This is a genomic window from Bacillus sp. SORGH_AS_0510, from assembly GCF_030818775.1.
Taxonomy (GTDB): domain Bacteria; phylum Bacillota; class Bacilli; order Bacillales; family Cytobacillaceae; genus Neobacillus.
This window is the reverse complement of the sequence record NZ_JAUTAU010000001.1, coordinates 1,642,878-1,666,448: the sequence shown is the minus strand read 5'-3', so window position 1 is coordinate 1,666,448 and position 23,571 is coordinate 1,642,878. Positions and strand designations below refer to the sequence as shown.

The 23,571-nt window shown below is 39.0% G+C and carries 24 protein-coding genes and 3 other annotated features; of the genes, 1 reads left to right on the top strand and 23 read right to left on the bottom strand.

The window, feature by feature from the left end:
• Position 1 precedes the first annotated feature (1 nt).
• Together pheS and QE429_RS08430 are read right to left on the bottom strand one after the other, a co-directional pair.
• The gene (gene pheS, locus QE429_RS08435; protein WP_307286266.1) at positions 2-1,039 is read right to left on the bottom strand and encodes a phenylalanine--tRNA ligase subunit alpha; all 1,038 of its coding nucleotides are present in this window, start codon (positions 1,037-1,039) and stop codon (positions 2-4) included.
• A gap of 70 nt (positions 1,040-1,109) precedes the next feature.
• Positions 1,110-1,362, bottom strand: a binding site (T-box leader).
• Between the two features lie 58 nt (positions 1,363-1,420).
• Positions 1,421-2,182: a TrmH family RNA methyltransferase gene (locus QE429_RS08430; RefSeq protein WP_307286265.1), complete on the bottom strand. Its 762-nt coding sequence runs from the start codon at positions 2,180-2,182 to the stop codon at positions 1,421-1,423.
• A 123-nt stretch (positions 2,183-2,305) separates the two neighbouring features.
• Between QE429_RS08430 and sspI the strand changes: the two genes are divergently transcribed.
• Positions 2,306-2,512 carry a small acid-soluble spore protein SspI gene (sspI, locus tag QE429_RS08425; RefSeq protein ID WP_307286262.1) on the top strand — a complete coding sequence of 69 codons (207 nt, stop codon included), beginning with the start codon at positions 2,306-2,308 and terminating at the stop codon, positions 2,510-2,512.
• Positions 2,513-2,681: 169 nt separating this feature from the next.
• On the opposite strand, the gene QE429_RS08420 is transcribed toward sspI, so the two are convergent.
• The 21 genes from QE429_RS08420 to QE429_RS08320 form a co-directional block, all read right to left on the bottom strand.
• Positions 2,682-3,767 carry a M42 family metallopeptidase gene (locus tag QE429_RS08420; RefSeq protein WP_307286260.1) on the bottom strand — a complete coding sequence of 362 codons (1,086 nt, stop codon included), beginning with the start codon at positions 3,765-3,767 and terminating at the stop codon, positions 2,682-2,684.
• 75 nt (positions 3,768-3,842) lie between these two features.
• Complete coding sequence (locus QE429_RS08415; protein WP_307286257.1) at positions 3,843-4,334, bottom strand: dUTP diphosphatase; 492 nt, start codon at positions 4,332-4,334, stop codon at positions 3,843-3,845.
• A 5-nt stretch (positions 4,335-4,339) separates the two neighbouring features.
• Complete coding sequence (locus QE429_RS08410) at positions 4,340-4,609, bottom strand: DUF1294 domain-containing protein (RefSeq protein ID WP_307286256.1); 270 nt, start codon at positions 4,607-4,609, stop codon at positions 4,340-4,342.
• Positions 4,610-4,668: 59 nt separating this feature from the next.
• Positions 4,669-5,025 carry a 50S ribosomal protein L20 gene (rplT, locus tag QE429_RS08405; protein ID WP_307286254.1) on the bottom strand — a complete coding sequence of 119 codons (357 nt, stop codon included), beginning with the start codon at positions 5,023-5,025 and terminating at the stop codon, positions 4,669-4,671.
• A 37-nt stretch (positions 5,026-5,062) separates the two neighbouring features.
• Positions 5,063-5,263: a 50S ribosomal protein L35 gene (rpmI, locus tag QE429_RS08400; RefSeq protein WP_101649425.1), complete on the bottom strand. Its 201-nt coding sequence runs from the start codon at positions 5,261-5,263 to the stop codon at positions 5,063-5,065.
• A gap of 16 nt (positions 5,264-5,279) precedes the next feature.
• A complete protein-coding gene (gene infC, locus QE429_RS08395) occupies positions 5,280-5,798 on the bottom strand; it encodes a translation initiation factor IF-3 (protein WP_307290749.1) in 519 nt (172 codons plus the stop codon).
• A gap of 124 nt (positions 5,799-5,922) precedes the next feature.
• Positions 5,923-6,055 (bottom strand) — a sequence feature (ribosomal protein L20 leader region).
• Positions 6,056-6,227: 172 nt separating this feature from the next.
• Positions 6,228-8,162, bottom strand: a complete 1,935-nt coding sequence (thrS, locus tag QE429_RS08390; protein ID WP_307286248.1) for a threonine--tRNA ligase — start codon at positions 8,160-8,162, stop codon at positions 6,228-6,230.
• A gap of 270 nt (positions 8,163-8,432) precedes the next feature.
• Positions 8,433-8,682 (bottom strand) — a binding site (T-box leader).
• Between the two features lie 88 nt (positions 8,683-8,770).
• A complete protein-coding gene (gene ytxC / locus QE429_RS08385; RefSeq protein WP_307286247.1) occupies positions 8,771-9,652 on the bottom strand; it encodes a putative sporulation protein YtxC in 882 nt (293 codons plus the stop codon).
• Positions 9,653-9,946: 294 nt separating this feature from the next.
• Positions 9,947-10,870, bottom strand: a complete 924-nt coding sequence (gene dnaI / locus QE429_RS08380; RefSeq protein ID WP_307286245.1) for a primosomal protein DnaI — start codon at positions 10,868-10,870, stop codon at positions 9,947-9,949.
• 12 nt (positions 10,871-10,882) lie between these two features.
• Positions 10,883-12,280, bottom strand: coding sequence for a replication initiation and membrane attachment family protein (locus QE429_RS08375; RefSeq protein WP_307286242.1), 1,398 nt, complete (start codon positions 12,278-12,280; stop codon positions 10,883-10,885).
• A 60-nt stretch (positions 12,281-12,340) separates the two neighbouring features.
• The gene (gene nrdR / locus QE429_RS08370) at positions 12,341-12,802 is read right to left on the bottom strand and encodes a transcriptional regulator NrdR (RefSeq protein WP_026563356.1); all 462 of its coding nucleotides are present in this window, start codon (positions 12,800-12,802) and stop codon (positions 12,341-12,343) included.
• An 86-nt stretch (positions 12,803-12,888) separates the two neighbouring features.
• Entirely contained in the window at positions 12,889-13,275 is a 387-nt protein-coding gene (locus QE429_RS08365; protein WP_307286235.1) for a hypothetical protein, read from the bottom strand.
• 117 nt (positions 13,276-13,392) lie between these two features.
• A complete protein-coding gene (gene speD / locus QE429_RS08360; RefSeq protein ID WP_307290748.1) occupies positions 13,393-13,767 on the bottom strand; it encodes an adenosylmethionine decarboxylase in 375 nt (124 codons plus the stop codon).
• A 383-nt stretch (positions 13,768-14,150) separates the two neighbouring features.
• Positions 14,151-15,182 (bottom strand): glyceraldehyde-3-phosphate dehydrogenase, encoded by a 1,032-nt coding sequence (locus QE429_RS08355; RefSeq protein WP_307286233.1) that lies wholly within the window; start codon positions 15,180-15,182, stop codon positions 14,151-14,153.
• A gap of 368 nt (positions 15,183-15,550) precedes the next feature.
• Positions 15,551-16,159, bottom strand: coding sequence for a dephospho-CoA kinase (coaE, locus tag QE429_RS08350; RefSeq protein ID WP_307286230.1), 609 nt, complete (start codon positions 16,157-16,159; stop codon positions 15,551-15,553).
• Positions 16,160-16,178: 19 nt separating this feature from the next.
• On the bottom strand, positions 16,179-16,820 hold the full coding sequence (gene ytaF, locus QE429_RS08345) for a sporulation membrane protein YtaF (RefSeq protein ID WP_307286226.1): 642 nt from the start codon (positions 16,818-16,820) through the stop codon (positions 16,179-16,181).
• Between the two features lie 98 nt (positions 16,821-16,918).
• Positions 16,919-17,746, bottom strand: a complete 828-nt coding sequence (gene mutM / locus QE429_RS08340; protein WP_307286224.1) for a DNA-formamidopyrimidine glycosylase — start codon at positions 17,744-17,746, stop codon at positions 16,919-16,921.
• A gap of 14 nt (positions 17,747-17,760) precedes the next feature.
• A complete protein-coding gene (gene polA, locus QE429_RS08335) occupies positions 17,761-20,397 on the bottom strand; it encodes a DNA polymerase I (RefSeq protein ID WP_307286221.1) in 2,637 nt (878 codons plus the stop codon).
• Between the two features lie 18 nt (positions 20,398-20,415).
• Positions 20,416-21,831, bottom strand: coding sequence for a two-component system histidine kinase PnpS (gene pnpS, locus QE429_RS08330; RefSeq protein WP_307286218.1), 1,416 nt, complete (start codon positions 21,829-21,831; stop codon positions 20,416-20,418).
• On the bottom strand, positions 21,828-22,547 hold the full coding sequence (locus QE429_RS08325; protein ID WP_307286216.1) for a response regulator transcription factor: 720 nt from the start codon (positions 22,545-22,547) through the stop codon (positions 21,828-21,830). Before QE429_RS08325 ends, pnpS begins: the two co-directional genes overlap by 4 nt.
• 397 nt (positions 22,548-22,944) lie before the next feature.
• Positions 22,945-23,421, bottom strand: a complete 477-nt coding sequence (locus QE429_RS08320) for a MaoC/PaaZ C-terminal domain-containing protein (protein ID WP_307286213.1) — start codon at positions 23,419-23,421, stop codon at positions 22,945-22,947.
• Positions 23,422-23,571: the final 150 nt, after the last annotated feature.

The following is a 23,571-nucleotide window of genomic DNA, read 5'->3' as shown; positions in this document are numbered from 1 at the left end:
CCTATTCATGTTTTGAAAATTGTTTTAAGAAACGTACATCATTGGTATAGAAATGTCTAATATCATCCACACCGTATTTCAGCATTGCGATTCGTTCTGGTCCCATACCGAAAGCAAATCCAGTATATTTCTTAGAATCGTAGCCAGCCATCTCAAGGACATTTGGATGAACCATTCCTGCTCCAAGAATTTCAATCCAGCCTGTTTGTTTACATACGCTACAGCCGTGGCCACCGCAAATTTTACAAGAGATGTCCATTTCAACAGACGGTTCTGTGAATGGGAAGAAGCTAGGGCGCAGACGAATTTCACGGTCTTCACCGAACATTTTCTTCGCGAATACCTCTAATGTTCCTTTAAGGTCACTCATGCGGATGTTTTCTCCGACAACAAGGCCTTCGATTTGCATGAATTGATGGGAGTGTGTCGCGTCATCATTATCGCGGCGGTATACTTTACCAGGGCAGATAATTTTAATTGGGCCTTTCCCTTGATGTTTTTCCATTGTACGGGCCTGCACTGGTGATGTATGGGTACGAAGAAGAATCTCTTCCGTGATGTAGAAGGAATCCTGCATATCACGAGCAGGGTGCCCTTTCGGTAAATTAAGTGCTTCAAAGTTATAGTAATCTTGCTCTACTTCTGGACCTTCTGCTACTTGGTAGCCCATTCCAATGAATAAATCTTCAATTTCTTCAATGATTCTTGTTAATGGATGGTGGTTTCCAACCTTTACAGGGCGGCCTGGAAGGGTAACATCAATGCTTTCAGACGCTAATTTTTCTAGAACGGCTGCCTCTTCTAGCCCCTTTTGTTTTGCTTCGATTTTTACCGCAATGGCTTCGCGTACTTCATTAGCAAGAGCCCCCATAACTGGTCGCTCTTCTGCTGAGAGTTTTCCCATTCCGCGTAGCACTTCTGTAATTGGACCTTTTTTGCCTAAATATGCAACACGAATGTCATTTAATTCTTTTAAGCTTGTGGACTGTTCCACTTTTTGAATAGCCTCTTCCTGCAATTCCTTTAAACGTTCTTGCATGTCTATTCCTCCTTAAAAATAGTTATTATGTTTGTGGTCAGCCAAAACAAACAAAAAAACCCCATCCCTGGAAAGGGACGAGGTTTGTTATTCGCGGTACCACCCTTGTAAACACGGTATGTAAAAAACACATGTGTTCGCTTCATTCGGATAACGGCTTAGGCCGGTGCATCTTTACACAAAAAACGAAAACGCTCTTTGTGGTCCCGATGCCAACTCAGGAGGTGAACTTCTCTTACCTTTTCCATAAAAGTGTTTTCAGTCACGACACTTTCTCCCTAAATGGTCCCTGATAAGGTACTTTTCTCCGTCATCGTCTTTACTATTCAATATTGCATTATTATATAATAATTTTCCGTTGAAGGTCAAACTAGATTTCGCCTATTTTTTCAAATAATAAAGAAGAACGCCTGTGGCTACGGCTACGTTTAACGATTCGCTTTTTCCGAAGATCGGGATAAAGAGATTCTTTGTTGTGGCAGATAGCAAATCTTTACCCACACCACTCCCTTCGTTACCCACGATTAGGCCGAAGGATTCTCCACCTGAAATCTCTGTGTAGACCGCTGCTCCTTCAAGAGCTGTTCCGTAAACAGGTATATTCTTTTCTTGTAGCTTATCCACCCATTCGTGGAGTTCTGCTCGTAAAATCGGAAGGTGAAAATGACTTCCCTGGGCAGCTCTTAACACCTTGGAGTTATAAATATCCACGCTACCACGTCCAACAATGACCGCGTCGATGCCTGCTGCATCGGCTGTGCGAATCATTGTGCCGAGATTACCTGGATCCTGGACTGCGTCAATCATCAAGAACGTTTGACCTTCTTCGGTCTGAGCCTCCATTCTCTTACTTGGCATCCGGCATACAGCGTAAATTCCTTGCGGTGCTTCTGTTTCTGTTAACAGATCAGAGATTTCCTCTGTTACAAGTGTGACTGGAGTAGAATTAACATCCCACCGCGGCGGTAAGCCTACTTTCTCAGAAACAATGATTTCTAATACCTGTTCTCCTTGTTTTAATGCTTCTTCTACTAAATGGAATCCTTCCACGATAAATGATTCGGTTTTATCCCGCTCTTTTTTCGTTAAAAGTTTTTTCCATTGTTTTACCTTAGGATTATTTACAGATTCAATATGTTTCAAAACGGGTTCTCCTTTTTAAAAGCTCGTATGATTTTCTCATTATATCCTAATAACCATACATAATAAAACCAAATAGTAGAAATGATATAAAAGAATGAATGTAATAAAAAGGAGTGTGTGATTATGAACTTAAATTTGCGTAATGCGATTATTCACAATGTTTCTGGTAATACGCAGGATCAATTAGAAGATACAATTGTAGATGCGATTCAAAACGGAGAGGAAAAAATGCTCCCAGGTCTTGGCGTTTTATTCGAAATCATTTGGAAGAATTCTTCTGAAGAAGAAAAGAAAGAAATGCTTACCACCCTTGAAAGCGGGTTAAAGTAATAATTTTTTATGTTAGAGCTGTCAATCTGATGGATTGACAGCTTTTTATTGTGAGTTTGCTCTTCTATCGGCGAATTCCGGGTTCCTATCGGCGAATCCACAGAACTCTCCCCGCCACTAAGAAAAAATCCCCGGAGAATCTAAAACCTCGCCGGGGATTTCTACCTTCTTATTCAAATGTAATCTTATCAACTGTTTCACGGTCTAAGCGCTTGATCACTTCAACAATTAACTTAACCGCATTTTCATAATCATCACGATGAAGCATCGCTGCATGGGAATGGATGTAACGAGTGGCAATCGTAATCGCCAAAGCTGGAACACCATTATGAGTTAAATGAATGGAACCAGCATCTGTTCCTCCACCAGGAATCGACTCATATTGGAACGGAATATTTAGCTCCTCAGCTGTATCTGTCACAAAATCACGCAATCCTTTATGCGCCACTAATGAAGCATCATAAATGACAACTTGCGGGCCTTTGCCCATTTTGCTCATCGCTTCTTTTTCAGTAATTCCAGGCGTATCCCCTGCAATACCTACATCAACAGCAAAACCGATATCCGGTTGGATTTTAGCAGCAGCTGTCTTCGCCCCGCGCAAGCCGACCTCTTCTTGCACCGCACCTACACCATAAACCACGTTAGGGTGGTCAGTTCCTTGCAGCTGACGCAACACATCAATGGCAATGGCACAACCAATACGGTTATCCCAAGCCTTTGCTAAAAGCATCTTTTCATTGTTCATCACTGTAAACTCAAAGTAAGGAACAATCATATCTCCAGGACGTATACCCCACTCCTGTGCTTCATCACTGCTTGAAGCACCGATATCAATGAACATATCTTTAATTTCAACTGGTTTTTTACGCGCTTCCGGTGATAATACATGTGGTGGCTTTGAACCGATAATACCTGTCACATCACCTTTTCTCGTAACAATTGTTACACGCTGTGCAAGCATAACCTGTCCCCACCAGCCGCCAACTGGTTGAAAGCGCAAGAACCCTTTGTCATCAATTTTTGTCACCATGAAGCCGACTTCATCTAAGTGGCCGGCAACCATTATTTTTGGACCGCCTTCTTTTCCCACCTTCTTAGCAATTAAGCTGCCAAGACCATCTGTGGTTACTTCATCAGCAAGTGGAGTTATGTATTTCTTCATTACTTCGCGCACTTCACGCTCATTGCCGGGAATCCCTTTGGCATCTGTTAGGTCTTTTAACATCGTTAATGTTTCATCGAGTTTAACCATTTATTTAGCCCCCCTAATTATGTATATCCGACCTTTATTATACCTGTAAAAGCGCAAAACTTACAAATTTTCTGGCTAATAGTTATTTTGTTGTCTTTGATAATTTACTTCGTTTTTACGAAAATATGCCTCTTCGATTTCTTCCTTAGTAAAACCAAGCAAAGCCGCCAGCTGCATATACGATTCAAACACGTTAATGTACCCATCTAATTCCTTGTTCTTTTGGAACAAGCTGATTGTTTCATACACAGCAAGGAATTGTTCCGTCACAGTGGAAGTAGAGTTAATTCCCTCCAACTCAATAGGCACCTTATTAAAACCGCATTCAATCCCCAGTGATAAAATAAAATGGATTCCGTCTACAAACTCTTCAAGAATAACATCTTTTTCTGAGGATGGCTTAACACTCCAAAACTTAAAACAACGTGTTTCGTTTGCCAATTCCCCAATTTCCACTAGCAATGCAAGGGCCTTTCTTTCAAATAAATTTTCCTTTTGCAATTCATGCTTTTCTTCTATATGAGAGTCTAAAGCCTTTTGCATGTGAAATAATTTTTCTAGATTCATCCAAATCACCACCAAACCTTTATAAAGAGAATCAGTTCAATTACTGCTAAGAAAGGAAAGCCGATTTTAAATGCTGCATGTTTTGTTTTATGACGGTATAGCTGCATACCAATAGTTGACCCAACAGCTCCACCGAAGAGAGCTACCAGCCAAAGTGTTCTCTCTGAAATTCGGTACTCATGCTTCCTCGCACGCTTTTTATCTTCTCCCATTATAAAAAGTCCTATTAAGTTCATGATTACATAGACTACAAGTAAAACCATTCTGCCATTCATTCTGACTCCCCCTTACAGAAAAAGCCATCCTCAAAAGAGAATGGCTTTATATCTTTTAATTATTTTTGTTGTTGCTTAGCTAGGTTTGCTAATTCAGCAAATGCGTTAGCATCGCTAACTGCTAATTCAGCAAGCATCTTGCGGTTTACTTCGATACCAGCAAGCTTTAAGCCGTGCATTAAACGGCTGTAAGAAAGACCGTTCATACGAGCTGCTGCGTTGATACGAGTAATCCAAAGTTTGCGGAAGTCGCGCTTCTTTTGACGACGATCGCGGAAAGCATACATTAATGATTTCATAACCTGTTGGTTAGCAACTTTATATAATGTATGTTTTGAACCGAAATAACCTTTTGCTAATTTAAGAACTCTTTTACGACGTTTGCGAGTAACTGTACCGCCTTTTACACGTGGCATGTAATTTCCCTCCTAGAATAAATCGATCTGTCCGAGATTATTTTACGTAAGTTAATAATTGACGAATGCGTTTGAAATCGCCTTTAGAAACAAGAGTTCCTTTGCGAAGTTTACGCTTAGCTTTTGTAGATTTGTTCGCGAATAAGTGGCTTGTATAAGCATGGTCACGCTTAAGTTGACCAGAACCAGTCTTTTTGAAACGCTTTGCAGCGCCGCGGTGAGTTTTCATTTTTGGCATTGGAATATCCTCCTTATTACTTATCAGCTTTAGGTGCTAAAACCAGGAACATGCTTCGGCCATCCATTTTTGGATGTGACTCAATAGTCGCTACTTCCTTGCATGCTTCAGAGAAACGGTCTAATACACGTTGACCAATTTCTTTATGTGTAATTGCTCTACCCTTGAAACGGATGGAAGCTTTTACTTTGTCGCCTTTTTCCAAAAACTTAATAGCATTACGAAGCTTTGTATTAAAGTCATGCTCATCTATCGTTGGGCTTAGACGAACTTCTTTAGTAGTAATAATCTTTTGATTCTTACGAGCTTCTTTTTCTTTCTTTTGATTCTCGAATTTGAATTTGCCATAGTCCATAATCCGGGCTACCGGAGGCTTTGCATTTGGTGCTACAAGTACCAAATCAAGATTTACTCGTCCGGCAATTTCCAACGCTTCGTTTTTGGATTTGATCCCTAACTGTTCGCCATTTTGATCAATTAAGCGAACTTCGCGAGCTCGGATGCCCTCATTTAACAACATGTCTTTGCTAATAATTAGCCACCTCCAAGGTTTATTACGAATACAACGTCTGGGTATAAGAATGATTCACCTTACAAATGACACCCTCGTTGGAATCGACAGGTATTAAAACTTTTTATACGTGCTATTTCTTAAGTACACAAACAAAAAAGTGCGGATGCATACACCCACACTTTACGAAACATAAGTAAATAAACAAAAAGTTCACGTAAAACCTGCCAACTGCCCATATGCGTCAATCAGGTGAGAAGCGGGTGCTTCTTCTTTTCCCAAAACAATATTCAATTTAACCTTGATTACTATAACATAAACAAAGACGTATTGTCAAACAAACTATTTACTCATGACAACGAAATTTATTGTAGCAAGAAATCAAAAATTATTCAATAGATTTTTTCTAAATAAACAAAGAAAGAGAGGAGTCACCCACTCTTTCTTTGTTTATTAACCTTTTTGCACTTCTGCTTTAATTGCAGCTAAGAAGTCTGCAAAAGGCTTTGTTTCGGAATTTTGTTCACCATATTTACGAACGTTAACAGCATTATTTTCCACTTCTTTGTCGCCGACAACAAGCATATATGGAATTTTTTGCATTTGCGCTTCACGGATTTTATAGCCAATTTTTTCATCACGGCCATCTAATTCTACACGGAAGCCTTCATTTTGAAGCTGTTCCTGAACTTGTTTTGCATAATCAAAGTGTGCTCCCGGAGAAACAGGAATAACTTGAACTTGGACTGGTGCTAACCAAGTTGGGAATGCTCCTTTATACTCTTCAATTAAGAAGGCAACAAAACGTTCCATTGTTGAAACAACTCCGCGGTGGATAACAACCGGACGATGTTGCTTACCATCTTCACCTACGTATGTTAAATCAAATCGCTCTGGAAGTAAGAAGTCCAGTTGAACAGTGGAAAGTGTTTCATCTTTACCTAGGGCTGTTTTCACCTGAACATCAAGCTTTGGACCATAGAATGCAGCTTCTCCTTCTGCCTCAAAATAATCCAAACCAAGATCATCCATTGCTTCCTTGAGCATGCTTTGTGCTTTTTCCCACATGGCGTCATCGTTAAAATACTTTTCAGTATCTTGTGGATCGCGGTAAGAAAGGCGGAACGAATAGTCGGTAATATTGAAATCCTTATATACATTAAGGACTAAGTTCACCACACGCTTAAATTCATCTTTGATTTGATCCGGACGAACGAAAATGTGTGCATCATTTAATGTCATTCCACGAACACGCTGCAGTCCAGCTAAGGCACCAGACATTTCATATCTGTGCATTAATCCAAGCTCTGCGATACGAATTGGCAGTTCACGATAGCTATGGATTGTATTCTTATACACCATCATATGGTGCGGACAGTTCATTGGACGTAAAACTAACTGTTCGTTCTCCATCTCCATAACCGGGAACATATCTTCATGATAGTGATCCCAGTGACCAGAAGTTTTGTATAGGTCAACACTACCCATAACCGGTGTATACACATGGTCATAGCCAAGTCGTTGTTCTTTATCGACAATATAACGTTCAATTACACGGCGGATAGTAGCACCTTTTGGAAGCCATAATGGTAAACCTTGACCAACCAATTGATTAGTTGTAAATAAGCTTAACTCTTTACCAATTTTACGATGATCACGCTCTTTCGCTTCTTCAAGTAGGCGAAGGTGTTCAGCCAAGTCCTCTTTCTTAAAGAACGCTGTTCCATACACACGCTGCAACATCTTATTATTGCTGTCACCACGCCAGTAGGCACCCGCAATGCTTAAGAGCTTGAATTCTTTAATTTTTCCAGTCGAAGGAACATGAACTCCACGGCAAAGGTCAAAGAAATCACCTTGTTCGTAAATTGTCACTGTTTCTTCATCAGGGATTGCTTCAATTAGTTCAAGCTTGTAAGGGTCTCCTGCTTCTTTAAATAATTGAACAGCGTCAGCACGGCTTACTTCCTTGCGAACAATCTCAATATTTTCATTAACGATTTTCGCCATTTCTTTTTCGATTTTTGGAAGGTCCTCTGGAGTTAATGACACATCAAGATCCATATCATAATAAAAACCACCCTCGATTACTGGACCTACTCCAAGGTTTACATTTGGATACAATCTTCTTACAGCTTGAGCCATTAAGTGCGCAGTACTATGACGCAACACCTCTAAAGCGTCACTTGAATCAGGTACAACGATTTCTATAGAACCGTCTTCCATGATTGGACGGCGAAGATCATACATTTGTCCGTTCCATTTACCGGCAATTGCTTTTTTCTTAAGGCCTGGGCTAATGGAAGCAGCAATATCTTCCGTTGTTGTTCCGCGTGGGAACTCCTTTACTGCCCCATCTGGAAACGAAATCTTAACAACGTCTGACATGGTAATTCCTCCTTTGATTTGAGCGATAGCGGACAATTATCCATCTATCGCTTTATAAAAAATAGGCTTTGTTAAACTTGCCTGTTGATTTCCGCTCCAGGCACGAGCGGTCCGTGGGTGTTTCGGCGAGCCTCCTCGGCGCTTGCGCCTGCGGGGTCTCTCCTGAACCATACTCCCACAGGAGTCTTCGTGCCTTCCGCTCCAATCAACGGGTGAAAAAATTATCACTGTTCTTTAACAGAGCTAAAAAATAAAAAAACCCGTCCCTGGAATAGGGACGAGTTTTGATTAACACGTGGTTCCACCCAATTTTTCATGTTCAACATAATTCGTCGATCATGACTTTGGTCAGGTAACGGCTGTTGCCGTCAACAATTACTAATTCCACAAAATTAGGAAATGTTCACTGTTGAAGTTTAAAGGTGGTAAGTATTTATCCCGTGTTAGAAGACTTTCAGCCGGTGGTCTTCCTCTCTAAAAACCGTAAATGAAATACTGTTGTCCTTATCATTACTTTTACTACATATTTTGCTATGTACGTTATTATAATGATTTCCTTTCAAAAAAGCAAGGTACATAAAACTAAATATTGACATTATTTTATTCTTTTATGCATGATTTTCCGATGAGTCTGTTTCAGCAGTACATTTTCTTACTTTTCGCAGCGCAGAAAATTCCTTAACCGTCACTCTCTCCTCAAAAATGTTCTTAATCGTTCTCACCAAAGGCTCGTCAGGATCCTTGGTATAAATAAAAATAAAGGTTGGTGCAAGTGACAACAGCGGCGCAATGGAAACGGAATCTATATAGACAGGGTGATTCACTAACAGCTTCCGATCGATCAACCTTGTTAACTCTCCTCTTTTAATCTCAACAAAGTGCTCATTATAAAAAGTAATTTCCTCATCAAACAATAAATGAAGGGTATTCATTTTGGGTTCCCGGTTCACTAAAAAGTCCCTAAGCATGTGAACAAACATTTGATATTCCTGCTCCATCTTGTATTCATCAATAGCAATCTCGATATAGCTTTCCAGTGCCTGCAGATAGGAACGCAAGCGGAATTTAACAAAGGAATCAAATGAGAACGTGACATGATCTTGCAGGATTTCATCAATTGCCGTCCTAATTAAATCAGACTCGTCATTTATTTCTTTTAAGAATACAGACAAATCCTCTCTTTGCCCATCCAAAATCGAATAAATGATATCGATAATCTGCTGTTGCTCTTCCATATCTGTAAAGTAATATTGATCGCATAAAATCTCTCTAAACCAGTTATCTCGTTTTGTATTCGTTATAAACTGATAAAAAGCCAGCTTCACCGAGTCAAATAAATCGGTTGAAAAACATAAATCTACTATTTTTACTATATGTCGATCTTCTAAAAGAAGAATAGTTTCATGTTCTGGATTATATGGTACATACTTCAGCAAGTGGTTATAAAATTTTTGTGCTTCCACCTTGCTTTGGAAGATGATTTCCGCCAACCAAATCCCCCCTTTGAGGCAATCTCTGTTTTAATATATATGGGGGACTTGGCCAAATTAGAAGTTAGATACTTGTAGTTTTAATATAATAATTAAGAAAAGCGGAAGCGCCTTGCTCAGCCCCGACAGGCAAATGTTCTTCTGCAAGAAAAGTCGCTCTTTGACTTTACTTGCAGAAGGTTATTTGACCCGAGGGGCTAGGCGCTGGAGAAGGACAATTCTCGAAGTCAATTTTTATTCTCATTTTAACGCAAAAAGGGATTACCATCGATTGGTAATCCCTTAGAAACGAGACTAACGTCTATTGGGTCCGCTAACAAGCACAGGCTCACTTAAGGTGCGAATTCTCTCCATGATTCGCATCGCTTTCATTTTTTCCTCTTCACCACGTTGGCTGTAGGTTAAATGATGCTCCAACCCTTGAAAATCAAAATTGGAAGTGAAGAAGGTCGGAAGATTTTCTAGCATACGGAACTGTAAGATTGGGCCTAATACCTCATCCCTCGTCCAACTGGACATAGCCTCCGCTCCTATATCATCTAACATTAACACCGGTTCTTTTTTGAGTGCTTCAATTTTTTCATTAAGTGTCGAATCAGCAATAGAGCTTTTCATCTCTCTTAGTAATTCTGGAACATAAACAATCATCGTTGAAATCTGCTTTTTAGCAAGTTCATTTGCTATAGCCCCTAACAAGAACGACTTCCCCACACCAAATTTTCCGTAGAGATATAAACCTTTTTGTTTTTTTCCTTTTTCATAATTCATCAGGAAAGTCGCAGCCTTATCCACCGCATCCAGTCTGCCAGTATCTCCTTCAAAATCCTCAAACGTAGCTTCCAATATATCTCTCGGTACATAAAGACTTTTTATCAGCTTTTCGTTTTTCTTTTTCTCATCTGCCATTATTTTTCTAGGGCATCGCTTATACACCACATCAATCGAGTTTAAGGATTGCACTAGCTCAGGTTGGTAGCCCTGCATGAAATTAATACACTTTCCAAGACTTTCACAGTGCTCACAATCCTGACTTTGCTTCGTAAATTCAAATAATTTACTCATACTTTTTTCAACTATCTGTGGTGTAATCTCTTGATGTCGAGCTAAAAACGCCTTAATATCACGATTCTGAAGAACTTCCTGTCGCTGTTTTTCGTATCGTTGTTTAAAACTTTCATTTGAAGCTAGTCGTTGTAATGTTTTGTTTATTCTTTCCATCTCATTCACCTCCTACTTTCTAAAAGCCTTTAATTTCTCTTCGATTGCACGTTTTTTTGCTTCATCATCTTCCGATTTGTTTGTTTGCGCCTCTGCTTTTCCTTCTTCAGAACCATCCGCAAACCATTCAGGAATCAATTCTTTACGAATAGTTTTCTGCTTCGACGCTTTCCCTGTTTTTTGGTTTTCGGTCCAGCCGATATACGTCCGGTGTTCGTTTTTGGCAAGCTCCATAGCTTGCTTTACTGTTTTCACCTGTTTCCTTGCCCAATGACTTGCTATCTTTTCTACATACCCTTTGGTAAGTTTCATATCTGTTTTGAGCATGACAAATTGTATCAGTACATTAATGACACCAGGTAGCAGCTTTTGTTTGAACATCACTTCCTCAATGATCTGTAAATCAGACTTGGATGGTTCTCCACCGCCGGATAAATCCTTCATGACCCTTAATGGGGAAGTGGTCTCAAAATAACGGATTAGCTGCTCTTCTTGTGACTTCGGTTCACTCTTTTGAACCTGAAGGGCAACAGGCTGCGTCCGCTCAATTAAACTTGGTAGCTGATCTTGATTAACATATTGATACCAATCACGTGCACCTTTGCGCAATTCCTCAATATCAATTTCGCTTGATTCATTGACTGCACTTAATACGATATTTTTCATTTGTATGGGATCAATATTATACAGAAAAGCTAGATTACTGATAACCTCTTTTACCTTCTGTGTTAAAGACTTCTTAGGGACAAGCGATTCATTTAAACCAGCCAGAAGTAAGTCGAAATCAAAAGTAGTTAATTCAATCTGTATAGGCTTAGATTCTTTACGTCCGATAAAATGCTGGTTTTCTTCAGGTTCAGTATCTTCAGAAATTCCTTGCAGGTATTGAAGACTGCCTGGAGTCGCTGACGCAAACACCTCTTGAAAAGCTCTGGTGACATTCTGATATTCCTTCTCTAGAGGCTTTTGCTGCTCAGAGAAAAACCGTTTCAGCCGGGCAAAATGGTTCTTACCAATTTTTCGATAAAGAAAAATGTTTAACATCCCATCTAAAAAGAACTGTTCAGGTGTTAAAGGAGGAATGATCTCATAAATAAAGGAACGGTCTCCTTCATCTGTTTTCACATAGGTTTTTAGTAAGCCAATACCCTCTAATTTTAATCGAGCTTCGTAAATTTCCTTTAAATTTAATCCGAGCAAATTCATCAAAAGATGGTGCGTGGAGGATTCAGACCAAAGCCTATTTTCCTCCAGTTCCGCCCAGAGTGTCATATACAAACTTAAACAAGTTGACCCAATCAAGGGCTGGTAAAGAAACGTCAGCACTTTCCGGTCATACTCATGAAGCAGCCCATCCGCTGCAACAATATAACGGTCGATAGGAAGAATCTCCTGCCAATGCTGAGCCATATCATTCCAACCTTTCTCCTTCTATAGTGAAAAAAGAGCCAAAGACGACCCTTTAGCTCATTAGGATTTTTCTTTTTTTATCAATTCTTTTAATTCATCAATAAACACATTAATATCTTTAAATTGACGATATACAGAAGCAAATCTTACATATGCGACTTCGTCCACATGTGCGAGTCGATCCATTACCATTTCGCCAATCGCTTCACTCTTAATTTCAGAAATACCCTGACTTCTTAGGTCCTTTTCGACGCCATGAGTAATATCTTCTAATTCCTTTAAGGCAACAGGCCGCTTTTCACACGCCTTAATCAAGCCTCTCAGTATTTTATCACGGCTGAATTCTTCTCTTGTACCTTCCTTCTTTACCACAATTAAAGGAATCTCTTCAATTTTTTCAAAAGTAGTAAAGCGATAACCGCATTCCTCACATTCCCGTCTTCTGCGCGTTGCACGTCCTTCATCTACAGGCCGAGAATCAAGCACACGTGTACCATAATTTTGACATGAAGGGCATTTCATTGTTAATCAACTCCAAATCTCACGAAATCCGAACAATCTCCTTCTTTTATCTTATAAAAAAGCAGACCTTTGCACAAGTACAAGTATTAGGAGTTTTGCTTTTCTTTCATAACCGTATGTATTTGATTCAACCGCTCGTAGTAAGCGCTCACTCTCTTTTTTAGTTGTGGATAATTACCCAAGATTGCAAAGCGTTCGGTCGAAATATTAAAGTCAACAGCCGTTTCTAGTGGTTTTACAGAAACAATAGTGACAATCAAAAAACAAGGAAAGGGCTTTTTAATTTCTACTGCTATCTCCCCATGTTCTTTCGATACCGTGGTAATCTGGCAGTCAGCATCCTCACGAAACAATTTTTCAACCGACTCAAATATTTTGTTGAAATTCCCTTTATAATAATGAGTCTTTAGAGAAACATCCTGGTTTTCATCGGATGTTTCAAGTTGACTTTTAAAGCGTCCGAATAAATTCATAAAATTAGTCCCCCCACAAAAATGCTACGCTTTTCTTAGTTTACAACATATTGATAAAAATATAAAAAGAGGTGTACTTGGTCGTACACCTCTCGATCATTTTTAATTTTTTTCGGATTATAGAACCTTTGCTTGCTTTACATTCACAGGACCCATACCACGAGGAATTTCGATGTTTTCACGTGTTTGAGCATTTAAAGCTTCAGCAATATAGTCAGCAGCTACATTAGGGTTTAAATCACCGCAAGTATATACATCAATGCTTGCATATCCATGTTCAGGGAAGCTGTGGATCGTAAGATGTGATTCAGAAATAATTACCACTCCGCTTACGCCTTGTGGAGCAAATTTATGAAAAGCTACTTCGCGGATTTCCGCACCAGATTTAAGAGCTGCTTCAACAAAAGTCGTTTCAATAAAATCCATATCATTCAATTTTTCAAAGTCGCATCCCCAAAGTTCAGAGATTACGTGTCTGCCCATTGTTTCCATATTCATATTTCCCCCTCTAACCTTTTATGATGGTTTCCTGAAATCCGGTTATTGACGGTATCTTATAACTACCACGGGGGAAAGTTAGTCCAGAGAGGTCCTAACCCTTTAAGTAATTAATAGGTACCTAATTTCAAGAAGTTCACGATGACTAGTATACTTTGTTTATATTTTTTTTGCAACCTATCAATATAAAATTTTTCTTAAGATATTAAAAAAAGGCTCTCTAGGGCATGCTCCACTATCTATCTTGATAAAAAAAGACTAGTTCAGAAGCTATTTTATGCTAAAGATTTCATTCCTGGCACAAGCTAAGACAAAAAAAATGCTGTCAATCGACAGCACTTTTTGTCTCTTATAACACAGATCACCATTCGTATAAATTAACCAACCTTCACCTGTGAGGAGTTCGCAATTTGTTCTGATACGTATAGAGTCAAGTCAACAACACGAGATGAATAGCCCCACTCATTATCATACCAAGCAAGAACTTTCACCTTTCTTGTACCCATTACCATTGTTGAGAGTCCATCAATTATCGCTGAATGCTCGTTCGTATTAAAATCAACAGATACAAGCGGTTCCATTGTAAAATCAAGAATTCCTCTTAATTTTCCATGTGCAGCCTCAACAAACGCATTATTGATATCATCGGTTGTCACATCTTGTTTTAGGTCAACAACTAAGTCGACAAGGGAAACATTTGGTGTAGGTACACGCAGAGCCATACCATGTAATTTCCCTTTAAGTTGCGGCAATACCAATGATAGAGCTTTAGCTGCACCTGTTGTTGTAGGAATAATAGATTGTCCACACGCACGTGCTCTACGTAAATCCTTATGCGGATTATCAATATTCTTTTGATCATTTGTATAGGCATGAATCGTGGTCATTAAACCGCTTTCAATTCCAAACTTCTCATCCAGAACCTTTGCTACAGGTGCTAGGCAGTTAGTGGTGCAGGATGCGTTTGAAATAATATCATGCTCATTAATATCAAGCATTTCATCATTTACACCCATAACGATTGTTACGTCCTCATTTTTACCTGGTGCGGTTAAAATAACCTTTTTCGCGCCTGCATCTAGGTGTAGCGCAGCCTTTTCCCTAGAATTAAATTTTCCAGTTGCTTCAATTACGATATCAATCCCTAATTCTTTCCATGGAAGCTGTTCAGGGTTACGATCACTGAGCAATTTAATTCTTTTTCCATTGACAATCAGTTCATTATCTAAAGGGATAACCTCTCCCTGAAAAGCTCCATGATTTGTATCATATTTAAGTAAATGTGCTAAGGTTTCTGCAGGATAACTCGCATTTATTGCTACAATATCTAGTTGTGTTTCTAGGATTGCTTTGCGAAAAACCATCCTTCCAATTCTTCCAAACCCATTAATCGCAATACGTGACTTCATTTTACGGCCCCTTCCGCATTAATGTTATACTTTATGTTGTATTCTTGTAATTAGTATAACATATATAGGTTTTATTGTGATGAATAAATTGCGGATTTTTAAATGTTTTATAATTCTGATAACTTAACAGATTTTTATCCACATTGCTTCTTTAAACTTGTCTGTTGATTTCCGCTCCAGGCGCTTCGCTTTCCGTGGGTGTTTCGGCGAGCCTCCTCGGCGAAACGGCGCCTGCGGGGTCTCCCCTGAACCATACTCCCACAGGAGTCTTTGCGCCTTCCGCTCCAATCAATAGGTGTGAAAAATCAACACTGTTCTTTCATACAGCTATATAAAAAAAGAGAAGGGTTCTCCCTTCTCCTTTAAGGTTATTGGTTTATTTTTAATCCAAATTTAGTTAATACATTAATGAGTTGTGTTTTTGTTTGTTCGATTGTGCCGTTATTATCGATTACTGCGTCAGCTAATTTTATTTTTTCATTGAGGGGCATTTGTGAGTGGATCCTTGCCTTCGCATCTTCCACCCTGAGGTTATTTCTTTCTATGAGTCTTTGTAATTGTATGTCATAATCAACGAAAACAAGTATTGTCTTTTCGACCATATAGGTTAGCTTGCTTTCAAATAATAAGGGGATATCCAGCACAATGAGTTCTTCCCCGCTCTCCTTAGCCTTTTCAACTTGCCCCATCATTCTTTTTCTGACTTCTGGATGGACGATTTCATTTAAGAGCATTCGCTTCTCTGCTTGGTGGAAAATAATAGCCCCCAATTTCTGCCGATCAATTTCCCCATCTTCCAATAAAATATCCCTACCAAATGTAGCAATGATTTTAGAATAAGCAGGTTCACCTTTCATAACGGCAAGACGTGCCTCCACATCAGCATCGACCACTGGAATTTTCATTTCCTTGAACATATTAGATACAGTACTTTTTCCACTGGCAATCCCGCCAGTCAAACCAATTACTAATGCCATGCGTTTTTCCTTTCTAGTATCATAATTTCCAAATCCCGATAATGATTAGCAAAATCCCTGGTAAAAATGTGAACTTTTGAATCCAATCAAATTTATGGAAAAACGCTCCACTTTTTATTCCCAACATGACAAATAATGAGCTCATGACTGCAACAGTCAGTGCTAAATATATAGGAGGGAACCCCAGCATGGCGGCTCCAATCCCAGCACCGAAGGCATCAATGGACAAAGCAAATCCCAGCATTAATGCTTCGATTCCTGTAATTGTGCCTGATTGGTCAAAATCAGCAGACATTGGTTTTTTCAAAATACTAATCGCTAATCCCAGGGACCGTATTTCAAAATTAACAATTGTTTTTTCATGTTCGAGCAATTCTTTTTCTTTATCTTTATCGGGTCGAAAAAATTGGTACAATACCCATGCACCAAGAGCAATTAGAATGAATCCCCCTAGTTTTGCCGTGATATTCGGAGAGATTACCTTTTCTAAGCCATGCCCGATTGACACAGCAATCATTAAAGAAGCTGCCGAACAGGTGGCGATAATAAGTATGGATTTAATCGGCATGACCATTTTCCTTAATCCATAGGTAAACCCTACACTAAAGCTGTCAAGACTAAGGGCAAAAGCTAATATAAGAAGTGAGAACAACTGAACCATAACGTCTAGGACTCCTTCCTGAAAATCACTACGATAGTATATGGCAGGAGCCCATCCAGTGTTATTGAATTGTTGTTCTTAAATTCATATAGGGTCGTTTATTGTTTTTGACAAGTTGGGCAAAAGTGGGTACCTCTTCCTCCAACAGTTATTTTCTCAAGAGGAGTTCCACATTTTTTACATGGTTCCCCTTTTCTGCCATAGGCATATAACTCAAGCTGAAACATACCGATCTCACCTTGTGAATTAACATAGGATCGAATGGTACTGCCGCCTTTTTTTACCGCTTCGTCAAGGGTGGCAACAATTTCACTGTGTAATAAGCTTGTTTCTTCCTCATTTAAAGTATTGGCAAGGCGTTCAGGATAGATCCCCGCACGGAATAGAGCTTCATCCACGTATATGTTTCCTAGACCTACAAGTAATTTTTGATCAAGTAAGGCTGACTTTACCTTTCTATTGGTCTTTTTCAGCTTTTCAGACAAATATTCTTGTGTAAATTCAGCGGAGAAGGGTTCAGGGCCAAGCTCAATTAGTGGAGGCTTAGTTAACTCTTCACCTTTTTTATATAAATGCATGGTCCCAAACTTCCGTACATCCCTATACCTTAATTCCGTATAATCCGTAAAATGAAAAATCACGTGCGTATGTTTATCAAAAGGAAGTTCTTTTGGATGAACGCCGTATTTTCCTTCCATCCTTAAATGGGAAACTAATGCGTAATGATCGGTATAGATAATGAGAAACTTTCCTCTTCGTCCTACATCAGTTATTGTTTCACCTTTTAATGCATCAATAAATTGTTCAATCTCTACAGGGTTCTTTATAATTTTTGGCCAATAGACCGTTATATCCTCAATCGTCTTATGAAGCACTAAATTATATAATGTCTTTCTTACGGTTTCTACCTCTGGAAGCTCTGGCAAGATAGATCCTCCTTTTATTTCGCGTCAAACCATGTGGGACCATAAGAATAGTCCACTTTTAATGGCACCTCTAATTCTAATGCATTTTCCATGACACTTGGTACTAACTCTTGAAGAATTGCAACCTCTTCTTCTGGAGCTTCAAAAATTAATTCATCGTGTACCTGGAGCAACAGTCGTGACTTTAATCCCTTATCTTTTAGTGCTTCATCCATATCAATCATTGCTTTTTTGATAATATCTGCGGCACTGCCTTGAATTGGTGTATTCATAGCTGTACGTTCCGCAAAGCTTCTCAGATTAAAATTACGTGCCGTGATTTCAGGCAGATAGCGTCTTCTTTGCATTAATGTCGAAACATACCCCTTTTGTTTTGCGGAATGAATAATATCATCCATGTATTCCTTTACACCAGGATACGTATCCAAGTACCGCTCAATGAAAAGACCTGCCTCCTTACGGGTAATTCCTAACGACTGTGACAGTCCATAGTCGCTGATCCCATACACAATCCCAAAGTTTACAGCCTTCGCCTGACGTCTCATATTAGAAGTCACTTCGTCTTCCTCAACATGGAAGACTTCCATCGCTGTTTTGGTATGAATATCCAGATCCTCTTTAAAGGCTTGAATTAGCTTTTCATCTCCTGCAATATGAGCTAGTACTCGCAGTTCAATTTGAGAATAATCAGCGGCAAATATGACCCAGCCTTCCTCGGAAGGCACAAATGCCTGACGAATTTTTCTTCCTTCCTCAAGACGAATCGGAATATTTTGCAGGTTCGGATCAATAGAACTTAATCGTCCTGTTGCCGTTAATGTTTGTTGATACCTTGTATGTACCTTTTCTGTCTTTGGATCAATCACTTTTAATAACCCTTCAATATAGGTGGATTGGAGCTTTCCTAACTGTCGGTAAAGTAGGATGTGCTCAATAATTTCATGATCCTCTGCTAGTTTTTCTAGAACATCAGCAGACGTTGAATAACCTGTTTTTGTTTTCTTTAATGGAGGTAGCCCTAATTTTTCAAATAAAATGACACCTAATTGCTTAGGTGAATTAATATTAAATTTTTCTCCGGCAAGCTCACAAATTTTATTTTCTATTTGTATCAGCCGCTCATTTAGTTCCTTGCCCATGGTTTGAAGACGCTCCCGCTCTACCTTAATCCCACAAGATTCCATATCAGCTAAGATTAGTGAAAGCGGCATTTCAAGCTCAGTAAATAATTCATATTGTTCGTTTGTTCGCAATTCATCTTCTAATTTATCCTTTAATGCAGCCATGGCAAGGCCTTTACGTACAAGATGTTCCGCAAGCTTAGGCTCTTCTGGTACTTTCCTTTTGGCACCTTTCCCATAAAAAGACTCATCTGATTGGATATTGTGGAAATGATATCTTTGTGCGATCGCAGCAAGGTCTTCTTGTGTTTCGGAAGGGTTAATAAGGTACGATGCCATTAAAATATCGAAGTCAGCACCTTTTAGATGGATGTCCTGTCTTCTTAAAGAAACCTCTGAGCGTTTAGCATCATAAACGGTTTTCTTTTTCGTTTCGTCTTCAGCCCAGGTCTTAAACGCTTCAGATTTTAATGCTTGTTCTGTCGGCAGGTAATATCGGCCCTTTTCGTTTACGATGGAAAACCCAATAATGTCCGCATAATGATAATTATCATCCAAGAGCTCTACATAAAAATAATTGTTGTCAGCGAAAAGATCATCGGTTATTTCTGCTGGAATCTCGTATTCAATTTCCTCAAGCTCTTGCTCAGTATGAACCGTTGCATCTTCCCCAAGCTTGTCTAATAATGTATTAAAGCCCAGCTCTTTAAATAAAGGAACTAACTTCTCTTTTGTATAACCCTCATAAGGGATTGATTCTAGGTCCACTTCAACTGGAGCATGTCTCTCAATCGTTGCAAGCTCTTTACTCATTATGGCCTGTTCTTTGAATTCCTCCAGTTTCTCTTTCAACTTATTCCCGCTTACTTGATCAATGGATTGAAGCAGCTTTTCTAGAGTAGAAAACTCTTTCAATAACTTAATCGCTGTCTTTTCTCCCACTCCTGGAACTCCAGGAATATTATCGGAAGCATCACCCATAAGACCTTTCATATCAATAATTTGATCAGGTGTAAGACCATATTTTTCAGCTACATGCCGAGGAGTATATTCTTCAATATCAGTTATCCCTTTTCTGGTAATCCCTACAGTGGTATGTGGGGAAGAAAGCTGTGTTAAATCTTTATCCCCTGATATGACCTTTACTTCATATCCATCCTTCTCTGCAGATAGTGATAGGGTACCAATAATATCATCGGCTTCATAATTCTCTAGCTCATATCTGGAAATTCCATATGCATCTAAAAGCTCACGAATAAACGGGAACTGCTCAGATAACTCCGGTGGCGTTTTTTGCCTGCCGCCTTTGTATTCTCCAAAGGTTTTGTGTCTGAAAGTTGTTTTTCCCGCATCAAAGGCAACTAACATATGGGTTGGTTTTTCATCCTCTAGAATTTTCATTAACATCATCGTAAAACCATAGGCTGCATTCGTATGAATCCCTTTATCGTTGTTAAGAAGAGGTAATGCGAAGAAAGCACGATATGCAATACTATTACCGTCTATCAGCACAAGCTTTTTCTTTTCCATTCTTTTCACCATCCAACATCATTTCAAATATTTATGAAGCTCAAGGATAAACTCACTGCCTTCTCCTAAGTTGCTTCGTACACTGATCTGCCCGTGATGAGCTTCTACTAAGTGTTTAACAATAGCTAAGCCGAGGCCTGTCCCACCTGAATTACGGCTTCTAGCACGGTCTACACGATAAAAACGCTCAAATATTCTTGGTATCTCTTCTTTCTTTATCCCAACACCAGAGTCCTTCACATGAATTCGAACCCTGTCATTGTGTTCCAGAAGGATGATTTTCACTTCGCCCCCAGCTGGTGTATATGTAATGGCATTCACAATTAAATTGATGAACACTTGTTTTAACCGGTCCACATCACCAATGATTTGTACCTTTTCCTGTTTACAATAAAATTCAAGGCTTATGTTCTTAGCTTCTGCCTTCCCACTTAAAAGCGTGATTACCTCTTCAAGCAGAATCTTTACATCTACTTCCCTTAGGACTAATTGGAATCCCTGCTGCTCGATTTTTGAAAGATCTAATAGCTCTTGAATAAGTGTTTGAAGACGATCACTTTCTTTTAAGATAATAGATAAAAATGATTCTAGCGTCTCTTTATTATTCATTGCTCCATCCAAAAGTGTTTCGGTAAAACCCTTAATAGACGTAACAGGGGTCTTCAATTCATGCGAAACATTCGCAACGAAATCCTTACGCATTTGTTCGAGTTTTTTTAGCTCCGTAATATCATGAAAAACAAGTAATACCCCTTTCCATACATTGTTTTTCCCAATAATAGGTACACCATAAACCATAAAAAATTTTCTTTCTATCAATAAAGGAATCGATAATTGCTTATTTACCTTCTGTTCGGTTCGGAACACTTCAGCAACCAGGTGACATATTTCTTCGGAATCAACTACTTCATAATAGAGTTTGTTTAAGTATTTAGAAGGATCCAAGTGAAAGATTTCAACAAATCCCTTGTTTATGAGATTGATAAATCCACGGCTATCAATTAAAACTAATCCTGCACCCATATTTTCAATTAACGCACTTAAACGATCCTGCTGCATTTCTTGCGATTTGGTCAGTTCTTGTAGGTTCTCCGCCAGCATATTGATGGAAGACCCTAACACACCCGCTCCATCGAGCTTACTTGCAGAGGTTCTTGCCCGGTAATTTCCATTTGCTAACTGTATCGCCACATCCGTTGCTGCCTCAATCTGCTTTGTAAACCTAGAGGTCGTCCTGATACATAGAAAACTGACAGCGATTAAGGCAATGACAAGGATGAGAAATAGAATAAGCAACATCTCAATCTTAAAATGATCCTTTAATAAATCAAAAACTTCGTTTCTAAATAAGTGAATCAGCCAGACACCTATCAAGACTAACACTGTATTTATGAAAACTAGTGCAATTAAGAGTCTTTTCCGTGATTTTGTCATTCCTCTTTTGGTCCCTCCAACTTATAACCCAGACCACGAAGTGTCTTAATATAGACGGGCTTCTTCGTTTCCTCTTCAATTTTTTCTCTAAGGTGTGAGATATGTACATCAACGATTCTAGTATCGCCAGCAAACTCATAATTCCAAACCGCACTTAATAACTGATCTCTCGATAAGACCCTGCCTTTATTCTGTGCTAAGTAAAGCAGTAATTCAAACTCTTTTAATGTTAATTCAAGAAGTTCCTCCTTAACGTAGGCTTCATATTTCTCCGGAAAGATCTTTAGCTTACCAATTTCAATCTGTTCATCAAGATTTTTTTCCACTTGTTCCGTAGCCTCGGTTTGAACTTGTGTTCTTCTTAGGATGGCTTTCACACGGGCAATTACTTCTCTTGGACTAAAAGGTTTAACCATATAGTCATCTGCACCGAGCTCTAAACCAATAATTTTATCCAATTCATCATCTTTTGCCGTTAACATTAAAATAGGCGTCATAATATTTTTTTGACGGAGCTGTTTGCAAACTTCCATTCCATCTAAAATGGGAAGCATTAAGTCTAATACAATAATATCAGGAGATTTAGTTTCTGCTATTTCTTTCCCTTCTTGTCCATCCATAGCTGTTAAAACCTCAAAGCCTGCCTGCTCTAAATTATATTGAAGTAACGTCACAATTGATTGTTCATCATCTACAACAAGTACTTTGTTTTTCATAAGTATCCCCCGTTATTACAAGATATCTTCATTATAATAATAATGATAAGGTATTTCCTAGAGATTCATCTCCCTCATCTATTATCTTTACAAAAAATTAACAAAGTATTTGTATATGAATAAATAAGAAAAGCGCAAACGCCTTGGTCAACCCCAACAGGCAAATGTTCTTCGGTAAGAAAAGTCGCTCTTTGACTTTACTTGCCGAAGGTTATTTGACCCGAGCTGTAACAATCATCGCTTTATCAAGCCATGATTGTTACAAGATACTCAATGTAGAGTATTGAGGGTGAAAACTGGCTAGGCGCTGGAGCTGGACAATTCTCAAAGTCGAATTTTATACTTTCATATAATATAAAAAAGGAATGTTCAAATCACATTCCTTTTCATTCTGATATTAAAAATTCTCTAATGCTTTTCCGTGGAAATCTTGCAAGCGATGTGGCGGGCAAACTTTTATTTTTCCTTGAATGACTGTCTCGTTTTTCTCATTGGTTCCTACAACACTGATGAGAATCGTATGTTCTTTGTTTTGAACATCAATGACTTCAAACAGAAATTCAATTGTTCCGTAATGGTAAACTGGCTTCGGAAAGTCGATTTCCTGGCTTACTACATGGCTTCCCGGGCCCGGTAAGTATTTAGAGATAGCCGAAGTGATGATCCCGGTTAGCATGATACTTGGTACAAGCGGTTTTTCAAATGGTGTTTGTGATGCATAATCATGTTGTATGTATAAAGGGTTGGCATCATCTGTTAATCCTAGATAAAGAAGGATATCCTTGTCTTCTATTTTTTCTGTTAGTGATAATTTTTCACCAATCGTTATTTCTTCTATCTTTCTGCCTAACTTTCTTTTTTTTCCTAAAAGCATCTATTGCACCTCCTAATTGAAAGCGATTACATAATTAGAAAAGCAGAAGCGCCTTGGTTAGCCCCGACAGGCAAATGTTCTTCGGCAAGAAAAGTTGCTCTTTGACATTTATTGCCGAAGGTTATTTGACCCTAAGGGCTAGGCGCTGGA

Bases quoted from the DNA above. Each gene is read 5' to 3' on its own strand.
- pheS (WP_307286266.1), bottom strand. From the start codon at position 1,039: ATGCAAGAACGTTTAAAGGAATTGCAGGAAGAGGCTATTCAAAAAGTG.
- sspI (WP_307286262.1), top strand. From the start codon at position 2,306: ATGAACTTAAATTTGCGTAATGCGATTATTCACAATGTTTCTGGTAAT.
- QE429_RS08420 (WP_307286260.1), bottom strand. From the start codon at position 3,767: ATGGTTAAACTCGATGAAACATTAACGATGTTAAAAGACCTAACAGAT.
- QE429_RS08415 (WP_307286257.1), bottom strand. From the start codon at position 4,334: ATGAATCTAGAAAAATTATTTCACATGCAAAAGGCTTTAGACTCTCAT.
- QE429_RS08410 (WP_307286256.1), bottom strand. From the start codon at position 4,609: ATGAATGGCAGAATGGTTTTACTTGTAGTCTATGTAATCATGAACTTA.
- rplT (WP_307286254.1), bottom strand. From the start codon at position 5,025: ATGCCACGTGTAAAAGGCGGTACAGTTACTCGCAAACGTCGTAAAAGA.
- rpmI (WP_101649425.1), bottom strand. From the start codon at position 5,263: ATGCCAAAAATGAAAACTCACCGCGGCGCTGCAAAGCGTTTCAAAAAG.
- thrS (WP_307286248.1), bottom strand. From the start codon at position 8,162: ATGTCAGACGTTGTTAAGATTTCGTTTCCAGATGGGGCAGTAAAGGAG.
- dnaI (WP_307286245.1), bottom strand. From the start codon at position 10,870: ATGGAAAGAATAAACAAAACATTACAACGACTAGCTTCAAATGAAAGT.
- QE429_RS08375 (WP_307286242.1), bottom strand. From the start codon at position 12,280: ATGGCTCAGCATTGGCAGGAGATTCTTCCTATCGACCGTTATATTGTT.
- nrdR (WP_026563356.1), bottom strand. From the start codon at position 12,802: ATGAAATGCCCTTCATGTCAAAATTATGGTACACGTGTGCTTGATTCT.
- QE429_RS08365 (WP_307286235.1), bottom strand. From the start codon at position 13,275: ATGAATTTATTCGGACGCTTTAAAAGTCAACTTGAAACATCCGATGAA.
- speD (WP_307290748.1), bottom strand. From the start codon at position 13,767: ATGGAAACAATGGGCAGACACGTAATCTCTGAACTTTGGGGATGCGAC.
- QE429_RS08355 (WP_307286233.1), bottom strand. From the start codon at position 15,182: ATGAAGTCACGTATTGCGATTAATGGGTTTGGAAGAATTGGAAGGATG.
- coaE (WP_307286230.1), bottom strand. From the start codon at position 16,159: ATGGCATTAGTAATTGGTTTGACTGGCGGGATTGCCAGTGGAAAAAGT.
- ytaF (WP_307286226.1), bottom strand. From the start codon at position 16,820: ATGGTTCAGTTGTTCTCACTTCTTATATTAGCTTTTGCCCTTAGTCTT.
- polA (WP_307286221.1), bottom strand. From the start codon at position 20,397: ATGGAAAAGAAAAAGCTTGTGCTGATAGACGGTAATAGTATTGCATAT.
- pnpS (WP_307286218.1), bottom strand. From the start codon at position 21,831: ATGACAAAATCACGGAAAAGACTCTTAATTGCACTAGTTTTCATAAAT.
- QE429_RS08325 (WP_307286216.1), bottom strand. From the start codon at position 22,547: ATGAAAAACAAAGTACTTGTTGTAGATGATGAACAATCAATTGTGACG.
- QE429_RS08320 (WP_307286213.1), bottom strand. From the start codon at position 23,421: ATGCTTTTAGGAAAAAAAAGAAAGTTAGGCAGAAAGATAGAAGAAATA.